At 72.0% G+C, this 18,575-nt stretch carries 16 protein-coding genes; 9 read left to right on the top strand and 7 right to left on the bottom strand.

Features of this window, described 5'->3' with window-relative positions; all coding sequences use genetic code 11:
* Positions 1 to 3: 3 nt before the first annotated feature.
* Positions 4 to 1,230, bottom strand: coding sequence for an acyl-CoA dehydrogenase family protein (locus ABD151_RS18945; protein WP_343996387.1), 1,227 nt, complete (start codon positions 1,228 to 1,230; stop codon positions 4 to 6).
* Positions 1,227 to 2,465 (bottom strand): acyl-CoA dehydrogenase family protein, encoded by a 1,239-nt coding sequence (locus ABD151_RS18940; protein ID WP_343996386.1) that lies wholly within the window; start codon positions 2,463 to 2,465, stop codon positions 1,227 to 1,229. Before ABD151_RS18940 ends, ABD151_RS18945 begins: the two co-directional genes overlap by 4 nt.
* A gap of 167 nt (positions 2,466 to 2,632) precedes the next feature.
* Here ABD151_RS18940 and ABD151_RS18935 point away from each other — a divergent pair, with 167 nt between their 5' ends.
* Together ABD151_RS18935 and ABD151_RS18930 are read left to right on the top strand one after the other, a co-directional pair.
* Positions 2,633 to 3,559 (top strand): LysR family transcriptional regulator, encoded by a 927-nt coding sequence (locus ABD151_RS18935; RefSeq protein WP_343996385.1) that lies wholly within the window; start codon positions 2,633 to 2,635, stop codon positions 3,557 to 3,559.
* A gap of 25 nt (positions 3,560 to 3,584) precedes the next feature.
* The gene (locus ABD151_RS18930; RefSeq protein ID WP_343996384.1) at positions 3,585 to 4,559 is read left to right on the top strand and encodes a DUF4349 domain-containing protein; all 975 of its coding nucleotides are present in this window, start codon (positions 3,585 to 3,587) and stop codon (positions 4,557 to 4,559) included.
* Between the two features lie 78 nt (positions 4,560 to 4,637).
* On the opposite strand, the gene hemE is transcribed toward ABD151_RS18930, so the two are convergent.
* Positions 4,638 to 5,663 carry a uroporphyrinogen decarboxylase gene (gene hemE / locus ABD151_RS18925; RefSeq protein ID WP_343996383.1) on the bottom strand — a complete coding sequence of 342 codons (1,026 nt, stop codon included), beginning with the start codon at positions 5,661 to 5,663 and terminating at the stop codon, positions 4,638 to 4,640.
* 71 nt (positions 5,664 to 5,734) lie between these two features.
* On the opposite strand from hemE, the gene ABD151_RS18920 reads away from it, so the two are divergent.
* Together ABD151_RS18920 and ABD151_RS18915 are read left to right on the top strand one after the other, a co-directional pair.
* Positions 5,735 to 6,355, top strand: coding sequence for a DUF3000 domain-containing protein (locus ABD151_RS18920; protein ID WP_343996382.1), 621 nt, complete (start codon positions 5,735 to 5,737; stop codon positions 6,353 to 6,355).
* The gene (locus ABD151_RS18915) at positions 6,352 to 7,599 is read left to right on the top strand and encodes an HRDC domain-containing protein (RefSeq protein WP_343996381.1); all 1,248 of its coding nucleotides are present in this window, start codon (positions 6,352 to 6,354) and stop codon (positions 7,597 to 7,599) included. The genes ABD151_RS18920 and ABD151_RS18915 overlap by 4 nt, the downstream gene beginning before the upstream one ends.
* Positions 7,600 to 7,672: 73 nt before the next feature.
* Here the strand turns inward: ABD151_RS18915 and ABD151_RS18910 are convergent, their stop codons facing one another.
* A complete protein-coding gene (locus tag ABD151_RS18910) occupies positions 7,673 to 9,061 on the bottom strand; it encodes an ABC transporter substrate-binding protein (RefSeq protein WP_343996380.1) in 1,389 nt (462 codons plus the stop codon).
* 160 nt (positions 9,062 to 9,221) lie between these two features.
* On the opposite strand from ABD151_RS18910, the gene ABD151_RS18905 reads away from it, so the two are divergent.
* On the top strand, positions 9,222 to 9,953 hold the full coding sequence (locus tag ABD151_RS18905; protein ID WP_343996379.1) for a hypothetical protein: 732 nt from the start codon (positions 9,222 to 9,224) through the stop codon (positions 9,951 to 9,953).
* A 123-nt stretch (positions 9,954 to 10,076) separates the two neighbouring features.
* Entirely contained in the window at positions 10,077 to 10,478 is a 402-nt protein-coding gene (locus ABD151_RS18900; RefSeq protein WP_343996378.1) for a hypothetical protein, read from the top strand.
* A gap of 45 nt (positions 10,479 to 10,523) precedes the next feature.
* On the opposite strand, the gene ABD151_RS18895 is transcribed toward ABD151_RS18900, so the two are convergent.
* The 3 genes from ABD151_RS18895 to hrpA form a co-directional block, all read right to left on the bottom strand.
* Positions 10,524 to 10,916 carry a type II toxin-antitoxin system PemK/MazF family toxin gene (locus tag ABD151_RS18895; protein ID WP_343996377.1) on the bottom strand — a complete coding sequence of 131 codons (393 nt, stop codon included), beginning with the start codon at positions 10,914 to 10,916 and terminating at the stop codon, positions 10,524 to 10,526.
* 201 nt (positions 10,917 to 11,117) lie between these two features.
* Positions 11,118 to 11,705: a hypothetical protein gene (locus ABD151_RS18890; RefSeq protein ID WP_343996376.1), complete on the bottom strand. Its 588-nt coding sequence runs from the start codon at positions 11,703 to 11,705 to the stop codon at positions 11,118 to 11,120.
* Between the two features lie 24 nt (positions 11,706 to 11,729).
* Positions 11,730 to 15,605, bottom strand: a complete 3,876-nt coding sequence (gene hrpA / locus ABD151_RS18885; protein WP_343996375.1) for an ATP-dependent RNA helicase HrpA — start codon at positions 15,603 to 15,605, stop codon at positions 11,730 to 11,732.
* A 92-nt stretch (positions 15,606 to 15,697) separates the two neighbouring features.
* On the opposite strand from hrpA, the gene ABD151_RS18880 reads away from it, so the two are divergent.
* The 3 genes from ABD151_RS18880 (at position 15,698) to ABD151_RS18870 (ending at position 18,508) form a co-directional block, all read left to right on the top strand.
* Positions 15,698 to 16,264 (top strand): hypothetical protein, encoded by a 567-nt coding sequence (locus tag ABD151_RS18880; protein ID WP_343996374.1) that lies wholly within the window; start codon positions 15,698 to 15,700, stop codon positions 16,262 to 16,264.
* Positions 16,265 to 16,358: 94 nt separating this feature from the next.
* The gene (locus ABD151_RS18875) at positions 16,359 to 17,075 is read left to right on the top strand and encodes a response regulator transcription factor (protein ID WP_343996373.1); all 717 of its coding nucleotides are present in this window, start codon (positions 16,359 to 16,361) and stop codon (positions 17,073 to 17,075) included.
* Positions 17,072 to 18,508: a sensor histidine kinase gene (locus tag ABD151_RS18870; RefSeq protein WP_343996372.1), complete on the top strand. Its 1,437-nt coding sequence runs from the start codon at positions 17,072 to 17,074 to the stop codon at positions 18,506 to 18,508. The genes ABD151_RS18875 and ABD151_RS18870 overlap by 4 nt, the downstream gene beginning before the upstream one ends.
* Positions 18,509 to 18,575: the final 67 nt, after the last annotated feature.

The following is an 18,575-nucleotide window of genomic DNA, read 5'->3' as shown; positions in this document are numbered from 1 at the left end:
AGATCAGGGCCGCGCAGCCCCGGCGGCGTCCCGCTGGGTCGTGCCGATCGCCCAGGCATAGGGCGGCGGCGTGCCGTTCACCTCGAACGCACCGACCACCCGGGCCTTGAGGATCCGAGGGTTGTGCGAGGAGACGGTGCGCGCATTGCGCCAGTGCCGATCCAGCCCCTTGCTCCGCGCCGTGGCCGACGCGCCCAGCGTGTCGAAGAGGTCGCTGGTGGCCTTGAGGATCAGATCGGTGACCACCACCTGCGCGGCGGCACTCGCCACCTCGGCGTCCTCGTTGACGACGGCGGAGGCGCCGGCGTCCGCGCTCACCGCGCCATGGGCAGCCTCGATCTCCTCGGCCACGCGTAGCGTCGTCGCCTCTGCGGCATAGACCGCCGCGGCGATCTCGCCGACCCGGGCCAGCACCTGCGGATCGTCGCGCACCCGCGCCGCGTTGGCGTGGGAGTAGTTGCGCTCCCGAGCCCGGACGCCGTCGACGACGTCGCGCAACGCAGCCTTGCCGATGCCGGTGAGCACGGCCAGCAGGTTCAACTGGTACAGCGCGGTCTGGTACGGGAAGCGGTCGGCGAAGGCGATCACGTCCTCGGCCCACACCTGCGCGCCGGTGAAGATCGCCGTGCCACTGCCCGTGCCGCGCTGCCCGAAGCCGTCCCAGTCGTCGCGGACCTCCACGCCGGGTTGAGCGGTGGCGACGATCGCGATCACGAAGTGGCCGTCCTCATGGCGGGCGTAGACGTCCATCCACTCGGCGAAGATGCTGCCGGTGGTGTAGAACTTCCGGCCGTCGAGGCGGTAGCCGTCGCCGTCGGCCGTGAGCACCGTCTGCTGGGTGTCGATCGCCGTCGCCCCGGTCTCCGACCAAGCATTCCCGGCAACCTCCCCTGCCACGAAGCGGGCGAACCAGGCGCTCTGATCATCACCGAGGCGGTGCTGGTAGAGCCGGTCCTCCGCGAAGGCGGCGTGGCCGCGCAGCGCCTGCGGCAGGTTCGCATCGGCCGCCGCGAGATCGATCCACAGCTGGGTCTGCTCGGCGAGCGTCAGGCCGTACCCGCCGAACTCGACGGGCACGCGCAACGCCCCGAAGCCGGCCTCCTTCAACCAGCCCACCTGCTCGCTCGGGAGCACGCCGTCGAGCTCGCGCGCCAGCGTGCCCTCGGCGATCTTGGCGAAAAGCGGCGCGAACCGCTCCTGTGCGCGGTCCAGCGCTCGAGGCGCGCTCACGTGTACCAGCTCGGCTCGGGCAGCTCGCCGAGGAACGCATAGCGGCCGACCTCGGCGACCTTGTGCGCCACCGGGTCGTGCAGGCTGTGCGTGCGCAGGTTGCGCCAGTAGATGTCGAGCCCGACCGAGCTCGCGGTGGCCCGCGCCCCGGTCACGTCGAAGACCCTGTTGCCGATCTCGAGACCGGCGTCGATCGCCGCCACCTTTGCCGCGGCGATCACCACCGCCGCCTCGCCGCGCTCCGCCTCGGTGACGTCGTCGGCGTGGGCGTTGATCTGCTCGATCAGCCCTGCCGCACGCTCGGCCAGCGCCTCCGCCGACCACAGCTTGACCTGCAGGGCGCCGTAGATCTCGGCGACGTAGAACTCCTCGCTCGCCGCCTGCTTGACGTCGTTGGCATACGGCCAGGCCCGGGTCCGCTCCCGGGTGTAGGTCGCGGCCGTGCGCAGGGCACCGTGGGCGATGCCGAGATAGAAGTTGGTGAAGACCAGCTGGATCAGCGGCACGTTCAGGGTGTTGTAGACGCGGGGCTGGAACTCGCGGTCCAGATAGCCCGCCGCCGCGGCCCACGGCACCCGGACGCCGGAGATCTCCACGCCGCCGCTCTCGGTGAGCCGCATCCCGAGGTTGTCCCAGTCGTCGAGGAAGCGGAGCCCCGGCTGCTGGGTGGGCACGATCGCGAAGACGTGCTTCTCGGTGCCGGCGATCACGCCCTCCAGCACGATCACGTCGGAGACCCGGCCACCGGTGGAGAACGACTTGCGGCCATTGAAGACCAGCTCGTCGCCCTCCTCGGTGATCACCAGGTCCGCATCGCGCGGGTTGACCGCACCGCCGAAGAACCACCGCTCGCGCGTGGCCTGCTCCTCGACCGCGGCGATCTGCTCAGGCGTGCCGACCAGGCGGACCGCCCAGAACCACAGGTAGTGATAGCCGAGCAGCTGGCCGATCGAGCCGTCCCCGGCAGCCACCCGGCGGATCACCTGGAAGGCGGTCGTCCAGTCCTGGCCGCCGCCACCGTGCGCGACCGGTCCGAGCAGGGTGACCAGGCCCGACTCCTTGAGCAGCCGCACTTCGGCAACCGGGCTCGCGCCGACCCGGTCCCGCCGCACCGCGTCGATCGCCAACTGCGCGGCGACCGCTTCGGCGCGCTGCAGCCACTCCTGCGGCGTGCGCGGCGCCGGGCCGCTCCACGCACTCGCGCCCGAGCCGAGCGCCGATGAGGTGAGTGTCATCCGTTTCCTTCCACCGTGATCAATCAATCTTTGTCTAGCAATTTTGTGTAGTATTGGGCAGACGGACAACCCCGATTCGGCGCAACCGATCACCTGGTTCACCGATCGGGGCCCCGACCCGGGCCGATCACCCGGCGTCACGGCAGCACGAGCAGACAGGCGATCAGATGCGCATCGAGCAGTTGGAATACCTCACCGCCGTCACCCGGCACGGCTCCCTGCGTCGCGCCAGCGAGCACCTGCACCTCTCCCAGCCGGCGCTGAGCGAGTCGGTGCGCAACCTGGAGCGCGAGCTCGGCGTCAACCTGCTCGACCGACGCCGCTCAGGTGCTCGGATCAGCCGCGACGGGCGCGACCTGCTCCAGCACATGCAGGACGTCCTCGACGCCGTCGAACGGCTGCGCAGCGCCGCGGACAAGCAGCATCACGCGGGTCAGCTGGTCCGGCTGGCCACTGTCAACGCCGGCACCGTGCCGCTGGTCGCCCCCGCCCTCAGCGCCTTCCGGGCCGCGCGTCCGCATGCCCACGTCGAGATGATCAACGCGCGCCAGGTCGCGATCCATGAGGGGCTGCTGGAGGGCAGCCTCGACCTCGGCCTGGTGAACCGGCTGGAGAGCGACGACGTCCCCCCGGGCATCCGCAGCATCGACCTGATCAGCGGCCACCCCGTCGTCGTGCTGCGCGCCGACCACCCGCTGGCCGCCCAACCCGCGATCAGCCTCAGCGACTTCAAGGCGGAGCCGTTCATCGCGATGCGCACCGGCTACCTGATGCACCGCTTCACCCGGCGCCTGCTCGACGGCGAGCACCCGCACCTGGTGTGCAGCACCGACGGTGCCGAGATGGGCAAGGTGCTGGTCGCGGAGGGCATCGGGGTCACGGTGCTCCCCGACTTCAGCGTCGCCGGCGACCCGTTGGAGCGCACCGGCCTGTTGGTCGCCCGCCCACTGGCCACCCCGGTCCCGGCGGTCACCCTCAGCCTGCAGCACCGCGACGTCGGCCAACTGCCCACCGCCGCGCACGACCTCGCCGCCGCCCTGGTCCGCCAGGCCCGCCAGGTCCGGAGCTACCCGGTCGAGGCGACGGGAACCTGATCGGTGCTCATGGCGTCTCATCGCCATGAGCACCTTGCCGCAGCGCTACCGCCGCCTGGCCGCCGCCTCGGTGGCACTGATCGCCCTCGGCGCCATCGGCGCCTGCGCCTCCGATGGCGACGGCGACGCCTCCTCCAGCAGCCGGCCGGACCCCATGGCAACGCCTGCCGTCGAGGCCGAGCCGGCGGGCGGCGACGCCGACGACCTCTCCGATGCCGCCGACACCCTCGACAGCGCGAGCCCCCAGTTGAACAGCGTGGCCTCCACCGGCCGCGACGTGAAGGAGGAGACCCCGGTCCGCGAGGCGGTGATCCGCACCGGGACCGTGGCGATGCGCTCGCCGGAGGTCGCCACCGCCCGCGCCCAGGTCCAGGAGATCCTCGACGCCGAGCAGGGCGAGGTCTCCGCGGAGAAGGCGACCGCCGACACCGACGGCGAGCTCACCCACGTCCGCCTCGTCGCCCGGGTGCCGGCCGCCAGGTTCGCGGCCACCATGCAGGCGCTGGAGAAGGTCGGCACCAACCTGAGCTCCCGGACCAACGCGAAGGACGTCACCACCGAGGTGATCGACGTCCGCGCCCGAGTGCGGGCCCAGGAGAAGAGCCTGGCCCGGATCGAGTCCCTGCTCGCCAGCGCGGCGAACCTGGATCAGGTGATCGCGATCGAGGGCCAGCTGGCGCGACGCCAGGCCGACCTCGACTCGCTGAAGTCCCGGCTGGCGTGGCTCAACGACCGCACCTCGCTCTCCACGATCACCGTCAACCTCCGCCTGGAGATGAAGGAAGAGCCGCCGACCGGCGACGAGGACCAGGACGGGTTCCTCGGCGGCCTCCAGGACGGCTGGGACGCGCTCGGCACGGGAGCCACCGCGGTGGCCACCGGGGTCGGCGCCGCGCTGCCGTTCCTCGCCGTCGGCGGCCTGATCGGGGTGCCGGTCTGGCTGCTGGTGCGCCACGGCCGCCGCTCCCGGCAGAGCACCGTCGAGCCCGCCGAGGGCTGAGCCGGCCACTCACTCGGGCGAGCAGGTGCCGGGGCTCAGCCGCGGGGGTGATGAGCCCCGGACCTGCTCGATCCGCGCTCAGGCGTAGGAGTGCACGAAGTCGGTGAGCCGCTTCAGCTGGTCCGGGTTCGTCGACGGGATGACGCCGTGGCCCAGGTTGAAGATGTGCCCCTTGGCCGCACGGCCGGCCTCGATCACCTGGGCGGCGCGCTCCAGCATCACCTCCGTCGGCGCGAAGACCAGGGTCGGGTCCAGGTTGCCCTGCACGCCGCGGTCGCCGACCTTGCCGATCGCCTCCGAGAGCGGGGTGCGCCAGTCGACGCCGACGACGTCCGCACCGGCCTCGCCCATCAGGGTGAGCAGGTTGCTGGTGCCGACCCCGAAGTGGATCCGCGGCACCCCGAGCTCGCCGGCCTCGGTGAGCACCCGCTGCGAGTGCGGCATCACCGCGGTGCGGTAGTCCTCCGGCGTCAGCGCTCCGGCCCACGAGTCGAAGAGCTGGATCGCGCTGGCGCCGGCGTCCACCTGCACCTTGAGGTAGGCCGAGGCGATGCCGGCGATCTTGCGCATCAGGGCGTCCCACACCTCCGGGGCGCCGAACATCATCGCCTTGGTCTTGGCGTGCTCCTTGCTCGGGCCGCCCTCCACCAGGTAGGAGGCGACCGTGAACGGAGCGCCGGCGAAGCCGATCAGCGGGGTGCCGCCGAGCTCGCCCACCAGGTTGCGCACGGCCTGGGTGATGAAGCCGACGTGCTCCGGGGTGAGGTCCGGGATCGCCTCCACGTCGGCCAGCGTGCGGACCGGGTTCGCGACCACCGGGCCGATGCCGGCCTTGATGTCGAGGTCGACGCCGACCGCCTTGAGCGGCAGCACGATGTCGGAGAAGAAGATCGCCGCGTCCACGCCGTAGCGGCGCACCGGCTGCAGGGTGATCTCGGTGACGAGATCGGGGTCCATGCAGGACTCGAGCATGCCGATGCCCTCACGCACCTTGAGGTACTCCGGGAGCGAGCGGCCCGCCTGGCGCATGAACCAGACCGGGGTGTGCGACACCTCCTCACCACGTGCGGCGCGGAGGAAGACCGAGTCAGTGAGAGCAGTCACGCATCGAATCCTCGCAGGTCAGGCGGCGTGGCACCGCATCCGGGCGGTGGTGGGCGACCTAGGCTGGACCCATGGTCGTCGGTCGTGAGGCGCGCCCTGCCCCGGGCGCTGGGCCGCAGCCCGCGTTGTTCGCGGCCGCTGCGGCGTCCATGAATGCCGCTCGACTGCGCCCGGAGGTCGAGAGCGAGCCGATGCCGGCACCGCAGCGGATCGCCCCCTACGCCACGGCTCTGTCGGCCGACGTCGTCGTCGACGACGAGGATCTCGGCACCGGCCGGCTGATCCTGCTGCACGACCCCGACGGCAACCCGGCCTGGGGCGGCGAGTTCCGGTTCGTGGCCTACGCCCGCGCCGAGATCGACCCCGGCCTGGTCACCGATCCGCTGCTCGGGGAGGTCGGTTGGAGCTGGCTCACCGACGCCCTCTCCGCGCACGGCGCCCAGTACACCGCGGCATCGGGCACCGTCACCCGCGTCGCCGTCGAGAACTTCGGGGCGATGGCGGACGAGGAGCGCAGCGCGCAGCTCGAGGTGCGCGCATCCTGGACACCCGACGTTCCCGACTCCGGCGACGTCCGCGCACATGTGGAGGCATGGGGCGAGTTGTTGTGCACATCAGTCGGCCTCGAGCCGGTCCCCGACGGCGTCACCGCGATGTCGTCACGACGTCCTGCCCACGGTTCCGCCTCGTGACCGACGCCCCCGAAGAGCCCACGGTCGAGAAGACGCCCGCCCCGCTGCTCGCGCTGAGCGAGGGCCTGCCGCCGGTCGTCGACACCCCCGAGGGCCTGAGCGACGTCGTCGCCCGGTTCGCGGAGGGCACCGGACCGGTCGCGGTCGACGCCGAGCGTGCCTCCGGCTACCGCTACTCCGCTCGCGCATACCTGATCCAGCTGCGCCGCGAGGGCTCCGGCACCGCCCTGATCGACCCGACCCTGGTCGGTGAGATGGGCGCCCTGCAGGAGGTGATCGGCGGCACCGAGTGGATCCTGCACGCTGCGACCCAGGACCTGCCCTGCCTCGGCGAGGTCGGCCTGCACCCCGGCAGCCTCTTCGACACCGAGCTCGCCGGCCGGCTGCTCGGCTACCCGCGGGTCGGCCTGGCGACGCTGGTCGAGTCCGCGCTCGGCCAGGCGCTGCGCAAGGAGCACTCCGCCGTCGACTGGTCCAAGCGCCCGCTGCCCGAGCCGTGGCTGGAGTACGCCGCGCTCGACGTCGAGCCGCTGGTCGCCCTGCGCGAGGTGATGCGCACCGAGCTCGAGGAGGCCGGCAAGGCCGAGTGGGCCCGCCAGGAGTTCGAGTTCCTGCTCGGCTTCGAGCCCGCTCAGCGTGCCGAGCCGTGGCGTCGCACCTCGCAGCTGCACCGGGTCCGCAGCCGGCGCGGCCTGGCCGTGGTGCGGGAGCTGTGGATCGCCCGCGACACCATCGCCGCCCAGCGCGACGTCACCCCGAGCCGGCTGATCCCGGACTCCGCGATCATCGCCGCCGCCCAGGCGATCCCCAGCGACCGCGGCGCCCTGCTCGCGACGGCCGGCTTCACCGGCCGCGGCGCGTCACGGCACGCCCGCGAGTGGATCACCGCGATCCGGGAGGCGGCTGCCCTCGGCGAGGACGAGCTGCCCACCCGCAACGCCCGCACCAACGGCCCGCCGATCCCCCGCGCCTGGGCGGAGAAGGACCCGGAGGCCGGTCAGCGCCTGGCGCTCGCCAAGGAGGCGATGACCGAGCTCTCCGAGCACGTCTCGGTCCCGACCGAGAACCTGCTCACGCCCGACACCATGCGGCGGGTGCTCTGGACGCCACCGGACGCCACCGCCCATGAGCTGGTCGAGGCGGTCGGCGAGGCGCTGCGCGGCTACCGCGCGCGGCCGTGGCAGGTGGAGCTCACGGCGCCGCTGCTGGCCGAGGCGATCCTCAGCGCACGCGACGCCTCCTGAGCCGCGCACCAACGCGACGCGCGCACCCACCCGAGGGTGAGTGCGCGCGGTCAGCGGGCGTAGGTCCGCGCCGTCAGGGCGAGCTGCTGCTCGTCGGCGTGGGGTCGCTGCTGCTGGACGGGTCCGCGGTGCCGGACGGCGACTCGGTCTCCTCCGCCGGCGGCGTGAGCACCGTCCGGGAGATCTCGTCGATCTCCTCGGTAGCGGCCTGGAGGTCCTCCAGCACGCGGGCGTAGAAGAGCTGGTGCAGGTGCGGGGCCAGCGCCTCCTCCAGCAGACTCCAGATCTCCAGCGCGGGCGGGGTCACGATGTCGCGCACCGACCGGTTGAAGACCTCGGCGTGGGCCGGCAGCTGGTCGCGCTGCAGGAAGGCGTCGGACTCGGCGACCTCGTTGGAGGCCGGGACCAGGTAGCCCGCCTTGGCGACCTCGGCGACCGCCTCGGGCGCCATCGCGTGCACCACGAAGTCGGCTGCCGCCGAGGTGCTGCCCGGCGTGGCCGAGATGCAGAGGCCCTTCACGTCGCCGATGGTGCGCTCGTTGTCGATCGCCGGCATCGGCATCACGTCGAACTGCAGGCTCGGGGTCTTGCGCAACTCCGGCACCAGGTTGCGGTAGCCCGCGATCATGCCGAGCTTGCCGGTGGTGAAGCGCTCCAGCGCGTCGGACTTCTCCAACTGCTTGGGCGTCGGCGTCAACTGGTTGTTGCGCAGCACGTCGAGCACCTCGGCCAGTGCCTCGCGGTCCTTCTCCTCCGAGAGCGTCAGCGAGGTGGGCTGCTTCGGGTCGTCGAAGAGCTCGCCACCACCGGAGTAGATGAAGGGGGCGATGCCCTCCAGCGTCGGGTCGATGTGCACGCCCTTGGCACCCGGACGGCTGGCTGCGAACTCGGCAGCGGCCGCGAACTGGTCGAAGGTCCAGAAGGCGTGCGAGCGCGGCGTCGGCAGGTCGGCCTCGCGCATCGCGTTCCAGTCGATCAGGTTGGTGTTGAAGTAGATCACCATCGGCGAGACCGCGTACGGCATGCACTGCAGGCGACCCTCCTCGGAGAACGCCATCAGCGCATCGCGCTTGTAGTCGTCGCCGAAGGCGATGTCGCGCGCGGCCAGCAGCTCGTCGAGCGGCTGGTTCAGCTTCTCGCTGACCACCGTGCCGAGATCCTGGCGCGAGAGCAGGTAGATGTCGGGCGGGGTCTCGCTGCGCAGGGCCTTGACCACGGCCTGCTCGCTGTCGACCGCCGTGAAGGAGACCTTGACCTTCGGGTTGTCCTGGTTGAACTGGGCCACGGTGCCCTTGAGCGCCTCGACCTCCTCCGCGGCCCCGTAGGCCATGAAGGTGAGCTTGACCGGCTTCTTGGCCGTGCCCTGCCGGTCTGGCGGCGGGTTGTCGGAGTCGGCCGAGCACCCGGCAAGAACAGTCGCCAGGAGCAGCGCCCCGGCTGCCATCAACGCACGCGTCTTCACGCCTTGTTGCCCCTTACTGGTGATTCCTGATTCCCCGACACGATAGCGGTCCACCCCGACCGCTTCGGGGCGAAGACCCTCACCAGGCTCGGCGGTGAGACATCCCGCACGCCCGCGCGCCCCCTTCGGAGGCTCCGCCGACTCCCCTATGTTGGACGATATGAGCCTTCCCCTTCGTGGCCTGGCCGGCCTGGCCACCGCCGGCGTCCTCCTCCTCCCCCTCGCTGCCTGCAGCGATGACGACGGCACGGACTCCAGCGGCACCGACCCGTCGGCCGCCACCACCCCGTCGTCCACGCCCACGAGCACCCCGCCGGCGACCGAGGAGCCCACCACGTCGGCCCCCGACGCCACCGGCAGCAGCGACCCGAGCGCCGCACCGCCGGCCGAGGGTCTCGCGGCGCACCTGCTCCCCGCCGAGTCGTTGCCCGCCGTCGGCAGCGCCGCCTGGACGCTCGCCAGCACCGAGCCGGACGACGGCGAGCCGTTCGGCGAGTGCGCCCAGGTCTCCCTGGTCGACATCGGCGCGATGGAGGCGGTGGTGCGCGAGTTCGACGCAGGCGAGGGCGTCGACGCCGAGCAGCTGGTGGCGGAGTTCGCCGACAAGAAGTCGGCCTGGCGCTCGCACCAGGTGCTGAAGTCGTGGCGCACCAAGTGCGCGGCGAACAACGCCGACGTCGCCAAGGTCGGCCCGCTGGCCACGGTCCCGGTCTCCGCGGGCGAAGCGCAGACCTACCTGGTCACCGGCAAGGACCCGCAGGAGTACCAGGGCGTGGCGATCAACCGGGTCGGCACGCGGATCAGCATCGTGCTGATCGACGTCGAGGGTCAGGCCTGGCCGAGCGACGACCCGGCCGCCAAGGCCGCAGTCGCCGCCGCGCCGCTGCTCTGAGCAAAGCTCTCAATTGGTGCGCAAACGGCCGGCGAGGTGATGTGATGGGGTGCCGGGCACCGTCACCCCATCAGCAGTCCTGACGGTCCTCGCTCGCATCCGTCCTGGAGTAGGGAGCTTCCGATGATCCGCATGCTGATCCGCGCCGCCGTCTTCTTCGCCTCAGCCGCGCTGGGCATCCTGGTCGCCTCCTGGGTGTTGGACGACGTCCGCATCCAGGTCTCCGGCTTCCTCGCCGTGGTCGTGATCTACTCGGTGATCCAGCTGGTGATCTCGCCGTTCGTGATGAAGATGGCGGCCCGGCACGCCGCCGCCTTCCTCGGCGGCTCCGGCCTGGTCGCCACCTTCCTCGCGCTGCTGGTCGCCGTCGCGTGGGGCGACGCCCTCTCGATCTCCGGCGTCGGCACCTGGATCGCGGCGACCGTCGTGGTCTGGCTGACCACCGCCCTGGCCACCCTCGCCCTGCCCTTCCTGCTGGTCAAGGCCGGCGTCCAGGCCGCCGCCAACCGCGCCGAGACCCGCTAGATCTTCCACACCCTTCTGGGATAGTCCCTGGAGAGGCGAGGCGGGTCAGATCGGGAGGTGCAGGCGGGCCTGGGCGACGACGGCGTTGAAGACGTGCTCGGGCAGGGCGGCGCCCTCGCGACGCACGGTGGCGTCGTCGATCCGCAGGAGCCGGTTGATCCGGACCTCGCTGGGACGGCGCTCGCGGTCCCAGTCGCCGCTGCCGACGTCCATCCAGAGCCGTCCGGCGCGCGCCTCCTGCTCCTCGTCGCGATCGTGGTCGACCGACGTCAGCTGCAGCGCCAGCCAGTGCTCGCCGTCGCGGGCCAGCAACAGCACCGGCCGGTCCTTGCCCTGGGACGGGTCCTCCTCGTAGGGAACCCAGGCCCAGACCACTTCGCCTGGGTCAGGCTCGCCGTCGGACTCGGGCGTGTAGCTCACCTGCGGGGCATCGCTCATGCCCGGAGCCTATGCGGATCCGGCTGGCTTTCGAGGGAGCCGATCGGCACGTACGATAGGCATCGCACGCCGGGCCGCGGCAGCCCCGGGTCCCAAAATTAGCCGCCTAGAGCGGCCACGCGCCGTGAGGCGCTCCCGGTCCGGCGTGCATCAGCTTCCGGCGAGGTCTCGACAGCTCGACCACAGTGCCCCGAGCGGTGCTCAGTGCAGGCTGCCGGCCAGCTCGTGGCGCGCGGCCTCGGCGAGCTGCTCGGCGAGGGCGTGCATCTGGCCCGCGCTGGCGATCTCCAACGCGGCCCTCCCGGCGGCGATCACCTGCGCGAAGGCAGCCGCCCGCAGCAGGACGTCGGCGAAGTCCGTCTCGGCGATCCCCCGCAGGACGGCGTCCACCATCGCGCGGACCTCGTCCGGTCCCGGCGGGTCGGCGACGCCGGCCACGACGTGATCGACCTCAGCCACCCGGCGTCCGGTGTCGAACTGCAGGGACGCCTCCAACGGCTGGGCGTGCACCCACTCGCGCACCAGGTAGAGCCGCCACAGGCAGCCGGCCAGCGACTCGGCCGGGGAGCCGGCCCACAGGTCGGCCAACGCCTCCAGGCCCTCGGCCTCGGCCAGATGCACCAGCCGGCCGATCAGCTCCTGGTCCTCGCTGCCGCGCGCGCCGCGCACCAGCAGCGCCGCCGCCCGCTCGGCGGCCTCGGTCACCAGGGCCGGGTCGGCACCGCCCTCGACGGCCTCGAAGAAGGCGTCACCGGGGGTCAGCGGGCGGTGGTGGGGGCGCGACGTCACCGCTCCACCTTACGTGGCACCTGCTCAGCCCAAGGCCTTGCGGATCCGGGCGTCCGAGACCGACTCCTTCGTGCCGAGCTGCTGCGCCCACAGCGAGACCCGGTACTCCTCCAACATCCAGCGGACCTTGCGCAGGTCGGCGTCCGGCGGACGGCCCTTCGGCAGCGCCGCGACCCGGTTCAGGTACGCCTCCTGCAGCTCGCCGATCTGGTCCATCAGCTGGCGGTCACGCGCCAGCTGGCTCTCCAGCCGCTCCCGGCGCACCAGCATCGCGCGCAGGTAGCGGGGCAGATCGCGCAGGTGCGTCATCCCGGTCTCGACGACGAAGCCGCGGTAGACCAGGCGCCCCAGCTGGGCCTTGAGATCGGTCAGCGCCGGCAGCGTGTGCATGTCGGCGCGACCGCTCAGCGCACGGTCGGTCTGCCGCCACAGGTCGAGCACCGCGAAGACATCCTGGAGCACCCCGCGGGTGGCCGCGACCAGGTCGGCATGCGAGCCGATCCCGGCGACCAGCGCCCGGTACGCGTCCTCGCTGCGCACCGATGGCCGGGCGTCCACCGCCTGCAGCAGGACGGCGGCGCGGCAGTCGTCGAGGAGGTCGGCGTGTGAGGCGTACGGCGAGCCGGCCAGCTGCAGCTTCTCGGCGTTGCCGAGCCCGTCCAGGATCTCCTTGACCGGCGACCTGGTCTCCAACAGCAGCAGGCGCAGCACGCCGAGCCGGTGCCGGGCCTCCTGCTCGGCCGCCGAGCCGAAGACCTGCAGCCCGACGCTGTCGCCCTCGTCGACCAGGGCCGGGAATCCGCGCACCTCGTGGCCGGCACGCACGGTGGTGAAGGACTTCTCGATCTCGCCGAAGGTCCACGTGCGCTGGCCGGTGACGGTGATCCCGGAGTCGGCGGCGGCCTCCGCCATCGCCGCGGCGAAGCGGGGACGCAGCGGCTCCTTGAGGGCCTCCAGATCCTTGCCGCGGCCCTGCTCCTGGCCCTTCTCGTCGACGATGGAGAAGGTCGGCTTGAGGTGGTCGGGCACCTTCGCGTAGTCCCACGCCTCGCGGGGAACGGCCACGCCGGTGGTCGAGCGCAGCCAGCGCTCCAGGGCGTCCAGCAGCGGCTCCTCGCCGGCCGGCACGGCGGCCAGGAACTCGCGGGCGCGGTTGGGCGCCGGCACGAAGTTGACCCGCAGGTGCTTGGGCAGGCTGCGCAGCAGGGCGGTGACCAACTCCTCGCGCAGGCCGGGCACGTTCCAGCTGAACTGGCCGGCGTCGACCTGGTTCAGAGTGCCGACCGGCACCTGCACGGTGACGCCGTCCTCGGCGGTGCCGGGCTCGAAGTGGTAGCTCAGGTCGAAGGTGAGCCCGCCGCCGCCGTCGGTCGCCGCCTGCCAGTGCTCGGGGTAGTCGCCGGCGCGGATCTCGTCGGCGGTGTCGTGGGTGAGCATGTCGGGGTCGAAGTCCAGCAGCTTGCCGTTGCGCTGCCGCTCCTTCTTCCACCACTGGTCGAAGTGCGCGCCGCTGACGACGTCCGCGCCGATCCGGGCGTCGTAGAAGTCGAACAGAGTGTGCTCGTCGACGACGATGTCGCGGCGCCGCGCCCGGTGCTCGAGCTCCTCGGCCTCCTCCAGCAGGCGCCGGTTGTGCTCGTAGAACCGGTAGCGCCCGGAGTCCAGCGCACGCCACTCGCCGTAGACCAGGGCATGCCGGATGAAGAGCTCGCGCGCCAAGGGCGCGTCGATCGTGCCGTAGTTGACCAGCCGGTCGGCGGCCAGCGGGACGCCGTAGAGAGTCACCTTCTCGTGCGCCATCACCGCGGCCCGCTTGGTCGACCAGTGCGGCTCGGAGTGGCTGCGCTTGACCAGGTGCGCGCCGAGCCGCTCGGCCCACTCGGGCTGGATGGCGGCGTTCTGCCGGGCCCAGAGCCGACTCGTCTCGACCAGCTCGCCGGCCATCAGGAACTGCGGGTTCTTGCCCTTGAGCACCGAGCCCGGGAAGACCGCGAACCGTGCGCCCCGTGCGCCCAGGTACTCGCGTGGGCCACGCCGCTGCTGCGTCGGCTTGCCGGGGGCCGGCTTCTCCCGCTCCTCCAGCAGACCGATGTGCGAGAGCAGACCTGACAGCAGCGCCTGATGGATCCCGTCGGCGTCCGGCACGTCGGCCGGCCGGCCGACCTCGATCTTCATCTCCTTGCAGACCTGCCGCAGCTGGGACTCGAAGTCCTGCCACTCCCGCACTCGCAGGTAGTTGAGGTGCTCGCGCTTGCACATCCGCCGGAACGCGCTGGAGGAGAGCTCGCGCTGCTGCTGCTTGAGATGCCGCCACAGGTTGAGCCAGGTGATGAAGTCGGAGCCCTTGTCGGTGAACCGGGCATGCAGCTGGTCGGCCTGGGCCCGCTGCTCCTCGGGCCGTTCGCGCGGGTCCTGCAAGGAGAGGGCCGCGGCGATCACCAGCACCTCGCGCGCACAGCCGGCCCGCTCGGCCTCCAGGATCATCCGGCCCAGCCGCGGGTCGATCGGCAGCCGCGCGAGGCGGCGTCCGAGGTTGGTCAGCCGCGGCCCGCTGCGCCGTGCCTGTTGCCGGCGCCCGCCGTCGCGTCCGCCCTCCTCGGCAGACGACGGCGCCGAGGTGATCGCGCCGAGCTCCTCCAGCAGCTGGTTGCCGGCCTGCACGTTGCGCTTGTCCGGCGGCTCCACGAACGGGAAGCGGCCAAGGTCGCCGAGGCCCAGCGACGTCATCTGCAGGATCACCGAGGCGAGGTTGGTGCGCAGGATCTCCGGGTCGGTGAACTCCGGGCGCCCCTCGAAGTCCTCTTCGGAGTAGAGCCGGACGGCGATGCCCTCCGAGACTCGGCCGCACCGGCCGGAGCGCTGGTGGGCCGAGGCCTGGCTGATCGGCTCGATCGGCAGTCGCTGCACCTTGGTGCGCAGCGAGTAGCGACTGATCCGGGCGACGCCGGAGTCGATCACGTACTTGATGCCGGGCACGGTCAGCGAGGTCTCGGCGACGTTGGTGGCGAGCACGATCCGGCGCACCCGGCTCGACGCCGGCGGGTGGAAGACGCGGTGCTGCTCGGCGCCGGAGAGCCGCGAGTAGAGCGGCAGCACGTCGAGCAGGCCGCTGCGGTCGGTCGCGTTCAGCGCATCGGCGGTGTCGCGGATCTCCCGCTCGCCCGGCAGGAAGACCAGGACGTCGCCGGGGCCCTCGGCGCTCAGCTCGCGAACGGCGTCGACGATCGCCTCGGTCTGGTCGCGGACCACCGGCTCGCCGTCCTCGTCGGCCTCGGGCAGCTCGACCAGCGGCCGGTAGCGGATCTCGACCGGGAAGGTGCGCCCGGAGACCTCGATGATCGGCGCGGGCTTGCCGGAGCGGTCGGCGAAGTGCTCGGCGAACCGCTCGGGGTCGATGGTCGCCGAGGTGATGATCACCTTGAGGTCCGGCCGCTTGGCCAGCAGCCGCTTGAGGTAGCCGAGGATGAAGTCGATGTTGAGGCTGCGCTCGTGGGCCTCGTCGATGATCAGGGTGTCGTAGCGCTTGAGATCCCGGTCGCGCTGCAGCTCGGCGAGCAGGATGCCGTCGGTCATCACCTTGATCCGCGAGGACTTGGAGGTGCGGTCGGTGAAGCGCACCTGATAGCCGACCACGTCACCCAGCTCGGCGCCGATGCCGTCGCCGGCCAGCTCCTCGCTGATCCGCTCGGCGACCGAGCGGGCCGCGATCCGACGCGGCTGGGTGTGGCCGATCAACCCGCTGCTGCCACGGCCGAGCTCGAGGCAGATCTTGGGCAGCTGGGTGGTCTTTCCGGAGCCGGTCTCGCCGGCGACGATCACGACCTGGTGGTCGCGAATGGCCTCAGCGATGTCGTCTCTGCGGGCGCTGACCGGAAGCTGGGGAGGATAGGAGATCTGCACAACGCGCCCGATTCTCCCCTACGAGGGCACCTCACAGCATCTCGGTAATCGCGGCACAGGAAATCCACAGGCAGGCGAGCAACCGTGGGGGCATGACCGAACACGACGACACCCGCCCCCACGGCGCGGTCCCCGGACAGCCGGGCACCCCCGAGACCGGTGCCGCGGGCACCGGACCGCACGACCCTGCGACCGCCTACGCACAGTCCTCCGGCGCTCCGCAGCCCAGCGCCGCGCAGCCCGGGCAGCCCGCTCCCGGCTACGCCGCGGCTCCTCCCCCGGACGCCCCCGCCAAGAGCCGGCTCCGGGAACGGGTCTGGGGCTGGAAGGCGCTGACGGCGTCCGCGCTGGCCGGCCTGATCATCGGCGGCGGCACCGGCTCCGCGATCGCCGCGGTGGCCTCCGACGACGGCGACCACTCCGACCGGCGCGGCCAGTTCCAGCCGGGCGAGGGACGCCCGGGCGGTCCCGGTGGCTTCGGACGCGACGGCCAGTTCGCACCACCCGGACAGAACGGCGACTCCGACGGCTCCACCCCGCCGCAGATGCCCGGCCAGTCCGACGGCCAGCCCGCGCCGGACGGCGGCACCTCCGGATCGGAGTCGGGCAGCAACGAGTCCAGCCTGGACCTCGGTGGCTCCGGCGTCACCCAGTCCTGAGCACTCCCGCGTCCGGTAGCGCGAGCTCGACGTTCACAGTAACCTCACAGCAAGCGCATAGGAGCAGCACGGTCCGAGCGCGCAGAATCGAACCATGACCGAGACTCCGCTCACCCGTGCCGACGGCTCACCGCTCCGCGTCCTGGTGGTGGACGACGAGGTCAACCTGGCCGAGCTGATCGCGATGGCGCTGCGGCTCGAGGGCTGGCAGGTGCACCAGGCCCATGCCGGTGCGGCCGCCGTCAGCACGGCCCGCGACTGCGACCCCGACGCGGTGGTCCTCGACATGATGCTGCCGGACTTCGACGGCCTCGAGGTGCTGCGCCGGCTGCGGGTCGAGCACCCGGAGCTTCCGGTGCTCTTCCTCACCGCACGTGACGCCGTCGAGGACCGGATCGCCGGACTCACCGCCGGCGGCGACGACTACGTCACCAAGCCGTTCAGCCTCGAAGAGGTGGTGGCCCGCCTGCGCGCCCTGATGCGGCGCGCCGGCGCCCACGCGCAGAGCCGCTCGGCCCTGCTCGCGGTCGGCGACCTGACCCTCGACGAGGACTCCCACGAGGTGCGCCGCGCAGGCGAGGAGGTGCACCTGACCGCGACCGAGTTCGAGCTGCTGCGCTACCTGATGCGCAATCCGCGCCGGGTGCTGTCCAAGGCCCAGATCCTGGACCGCGTCTGGGCCTACGACTTCGGCGGCCAGGCCAACGTGGTCGAGCTCTACATCTCCTACTTGCGCAAGAAGATCGACGCCGGCCGGGAGCCGATGATCCACACCATGCGCGGCGCCGGCTACGTCTTGAAGCCGGCATGAGGCTCCCCAGCTCGCTGACGGCGAGGCTCACGCTCACCGCGGTCGCACTGGTCGCGATGGTCTCGGTGCTGCTGGGCGGCCTCACCACGCTGGCCATGCGCAGTCACCTGACCGACCAGCTCGACAAGGAGGTCACCTCCTCGCTGCAGCGGGTCGTCCGCGGTGGCCCACCCGGGCAGTCGCCGATGCAGCAGCCGCCCGACGACTTCGGCGAGCTGCCCCGGCAGTCCGTCGGGTCGCTCTTCGCCGCCTTCATCGACGACGACCGCTTCGGGCGCATCCTCGGCGAGACCACCACCGACTCCCAGGAGCTCGACGACCACGCCCTCGACGACCTCGACGACCTGGAGACCGGCCGGATCAGCACCATCGACGTGCCCGGGCACGGCAGCTACCGGGTCGCGGTGGTGCACACCGATCAGGGCCGGCTGATGGTCGGTCTGCCCACCGACGAGGTCGACCAGGCCCTCTCCTCCCTGCTCTGGTGGGAGATCATCCTCGGGTTCAGCGCTACCGCACTGGCCGGCGTCGTCGCCTGGTTGATGGTGCGTCGTCAGCTGCGTCCGCTGCGCGAGGTCGCCGCGACCGCGCATGAGGTCGCCGCGCTCCCCCTGGCCAGCGGCGAGATCGCGGTGCACCCGCGGGTCGACGATCGGCTCACCGATGAGGCCAGCGAGGTGGGCCAGGTAGGTGCGGCGCTCAACACCCTGCTGAGCCACGTCGAGGAGTCGCTGGCCGCCCGGCACCGCAGCGAGCAGCAGGTGCGCCAGTTCGTCGCGGACGCCTCGCATGAGCTGCGCACCCCGCTGGCCACGATCAAGGGCTACGCCGAGCTGTCGCGGCGGGCACCGGCCGACACCGCGACCGCGCAAGCCGCGCTGAACAAGGTCGAGACCGAGGCGGCCCGGATGTCGAGCCTGGTCGAGGACCTGCTCCTGCTCGCCCGCCTGGACGCCGGGCGCCCGCTGGAGAGCGGCGACGTGGACCTCACCCGGCTGCTGCTGGAGTCGGTCTCCGATGCCCGGGTGCTGGGGCCCGAGCACCGGTGGCAGCTCGACCTGCCCGGCGAGGTGGTCGAGGCGCCGGGCGACGAGGGCCGGCTGCGCCAGGTGGTGCGCAACCTGTTGGAGAACGCGCGGCGGCACACCCCGGCCGGCACCACGGTGGTGGTCGAGGCACGCCCCTCCTCGCGCCCGGGCGAGCCGGTGGTCGTCACCATCACCGACGACGGCCCGGGCTTCGGCGACGACCTGCTGCCGACCGCCTTCGAGCGGTTCACCCGCGGCGACCCGGCCCGCCACCGCGGCACCGACCCCGGCGGGTCCGGCCTGGGGCTCTCCCTGGTCCGCGCGATCGTCGAGGCGCACGGAGGCACGGTGGCCCTGAGCAGCGTGCCCGGGCGGACCCGGTTCACGATCAGCCTGCCTGCGTAGGCGTTCACCCGCGGCCGACGGCGGACGGCGCCGCGCGTCGGCGCCAGGGATCCGCAGCGGAGCGCGG

The sequence above is a fragment of the Nocardioides dubius genome, assembly GCF_039528155.1.
GTDB lineage: Bacteria > Actinomycetota > Actinomycetes > Propionibacteriales > Nocardioidaceae > Nocardioides > Nocardioides dubius.
This window is presented reverse-complemented; position numbering and strand designations above follow the sequence as displayed.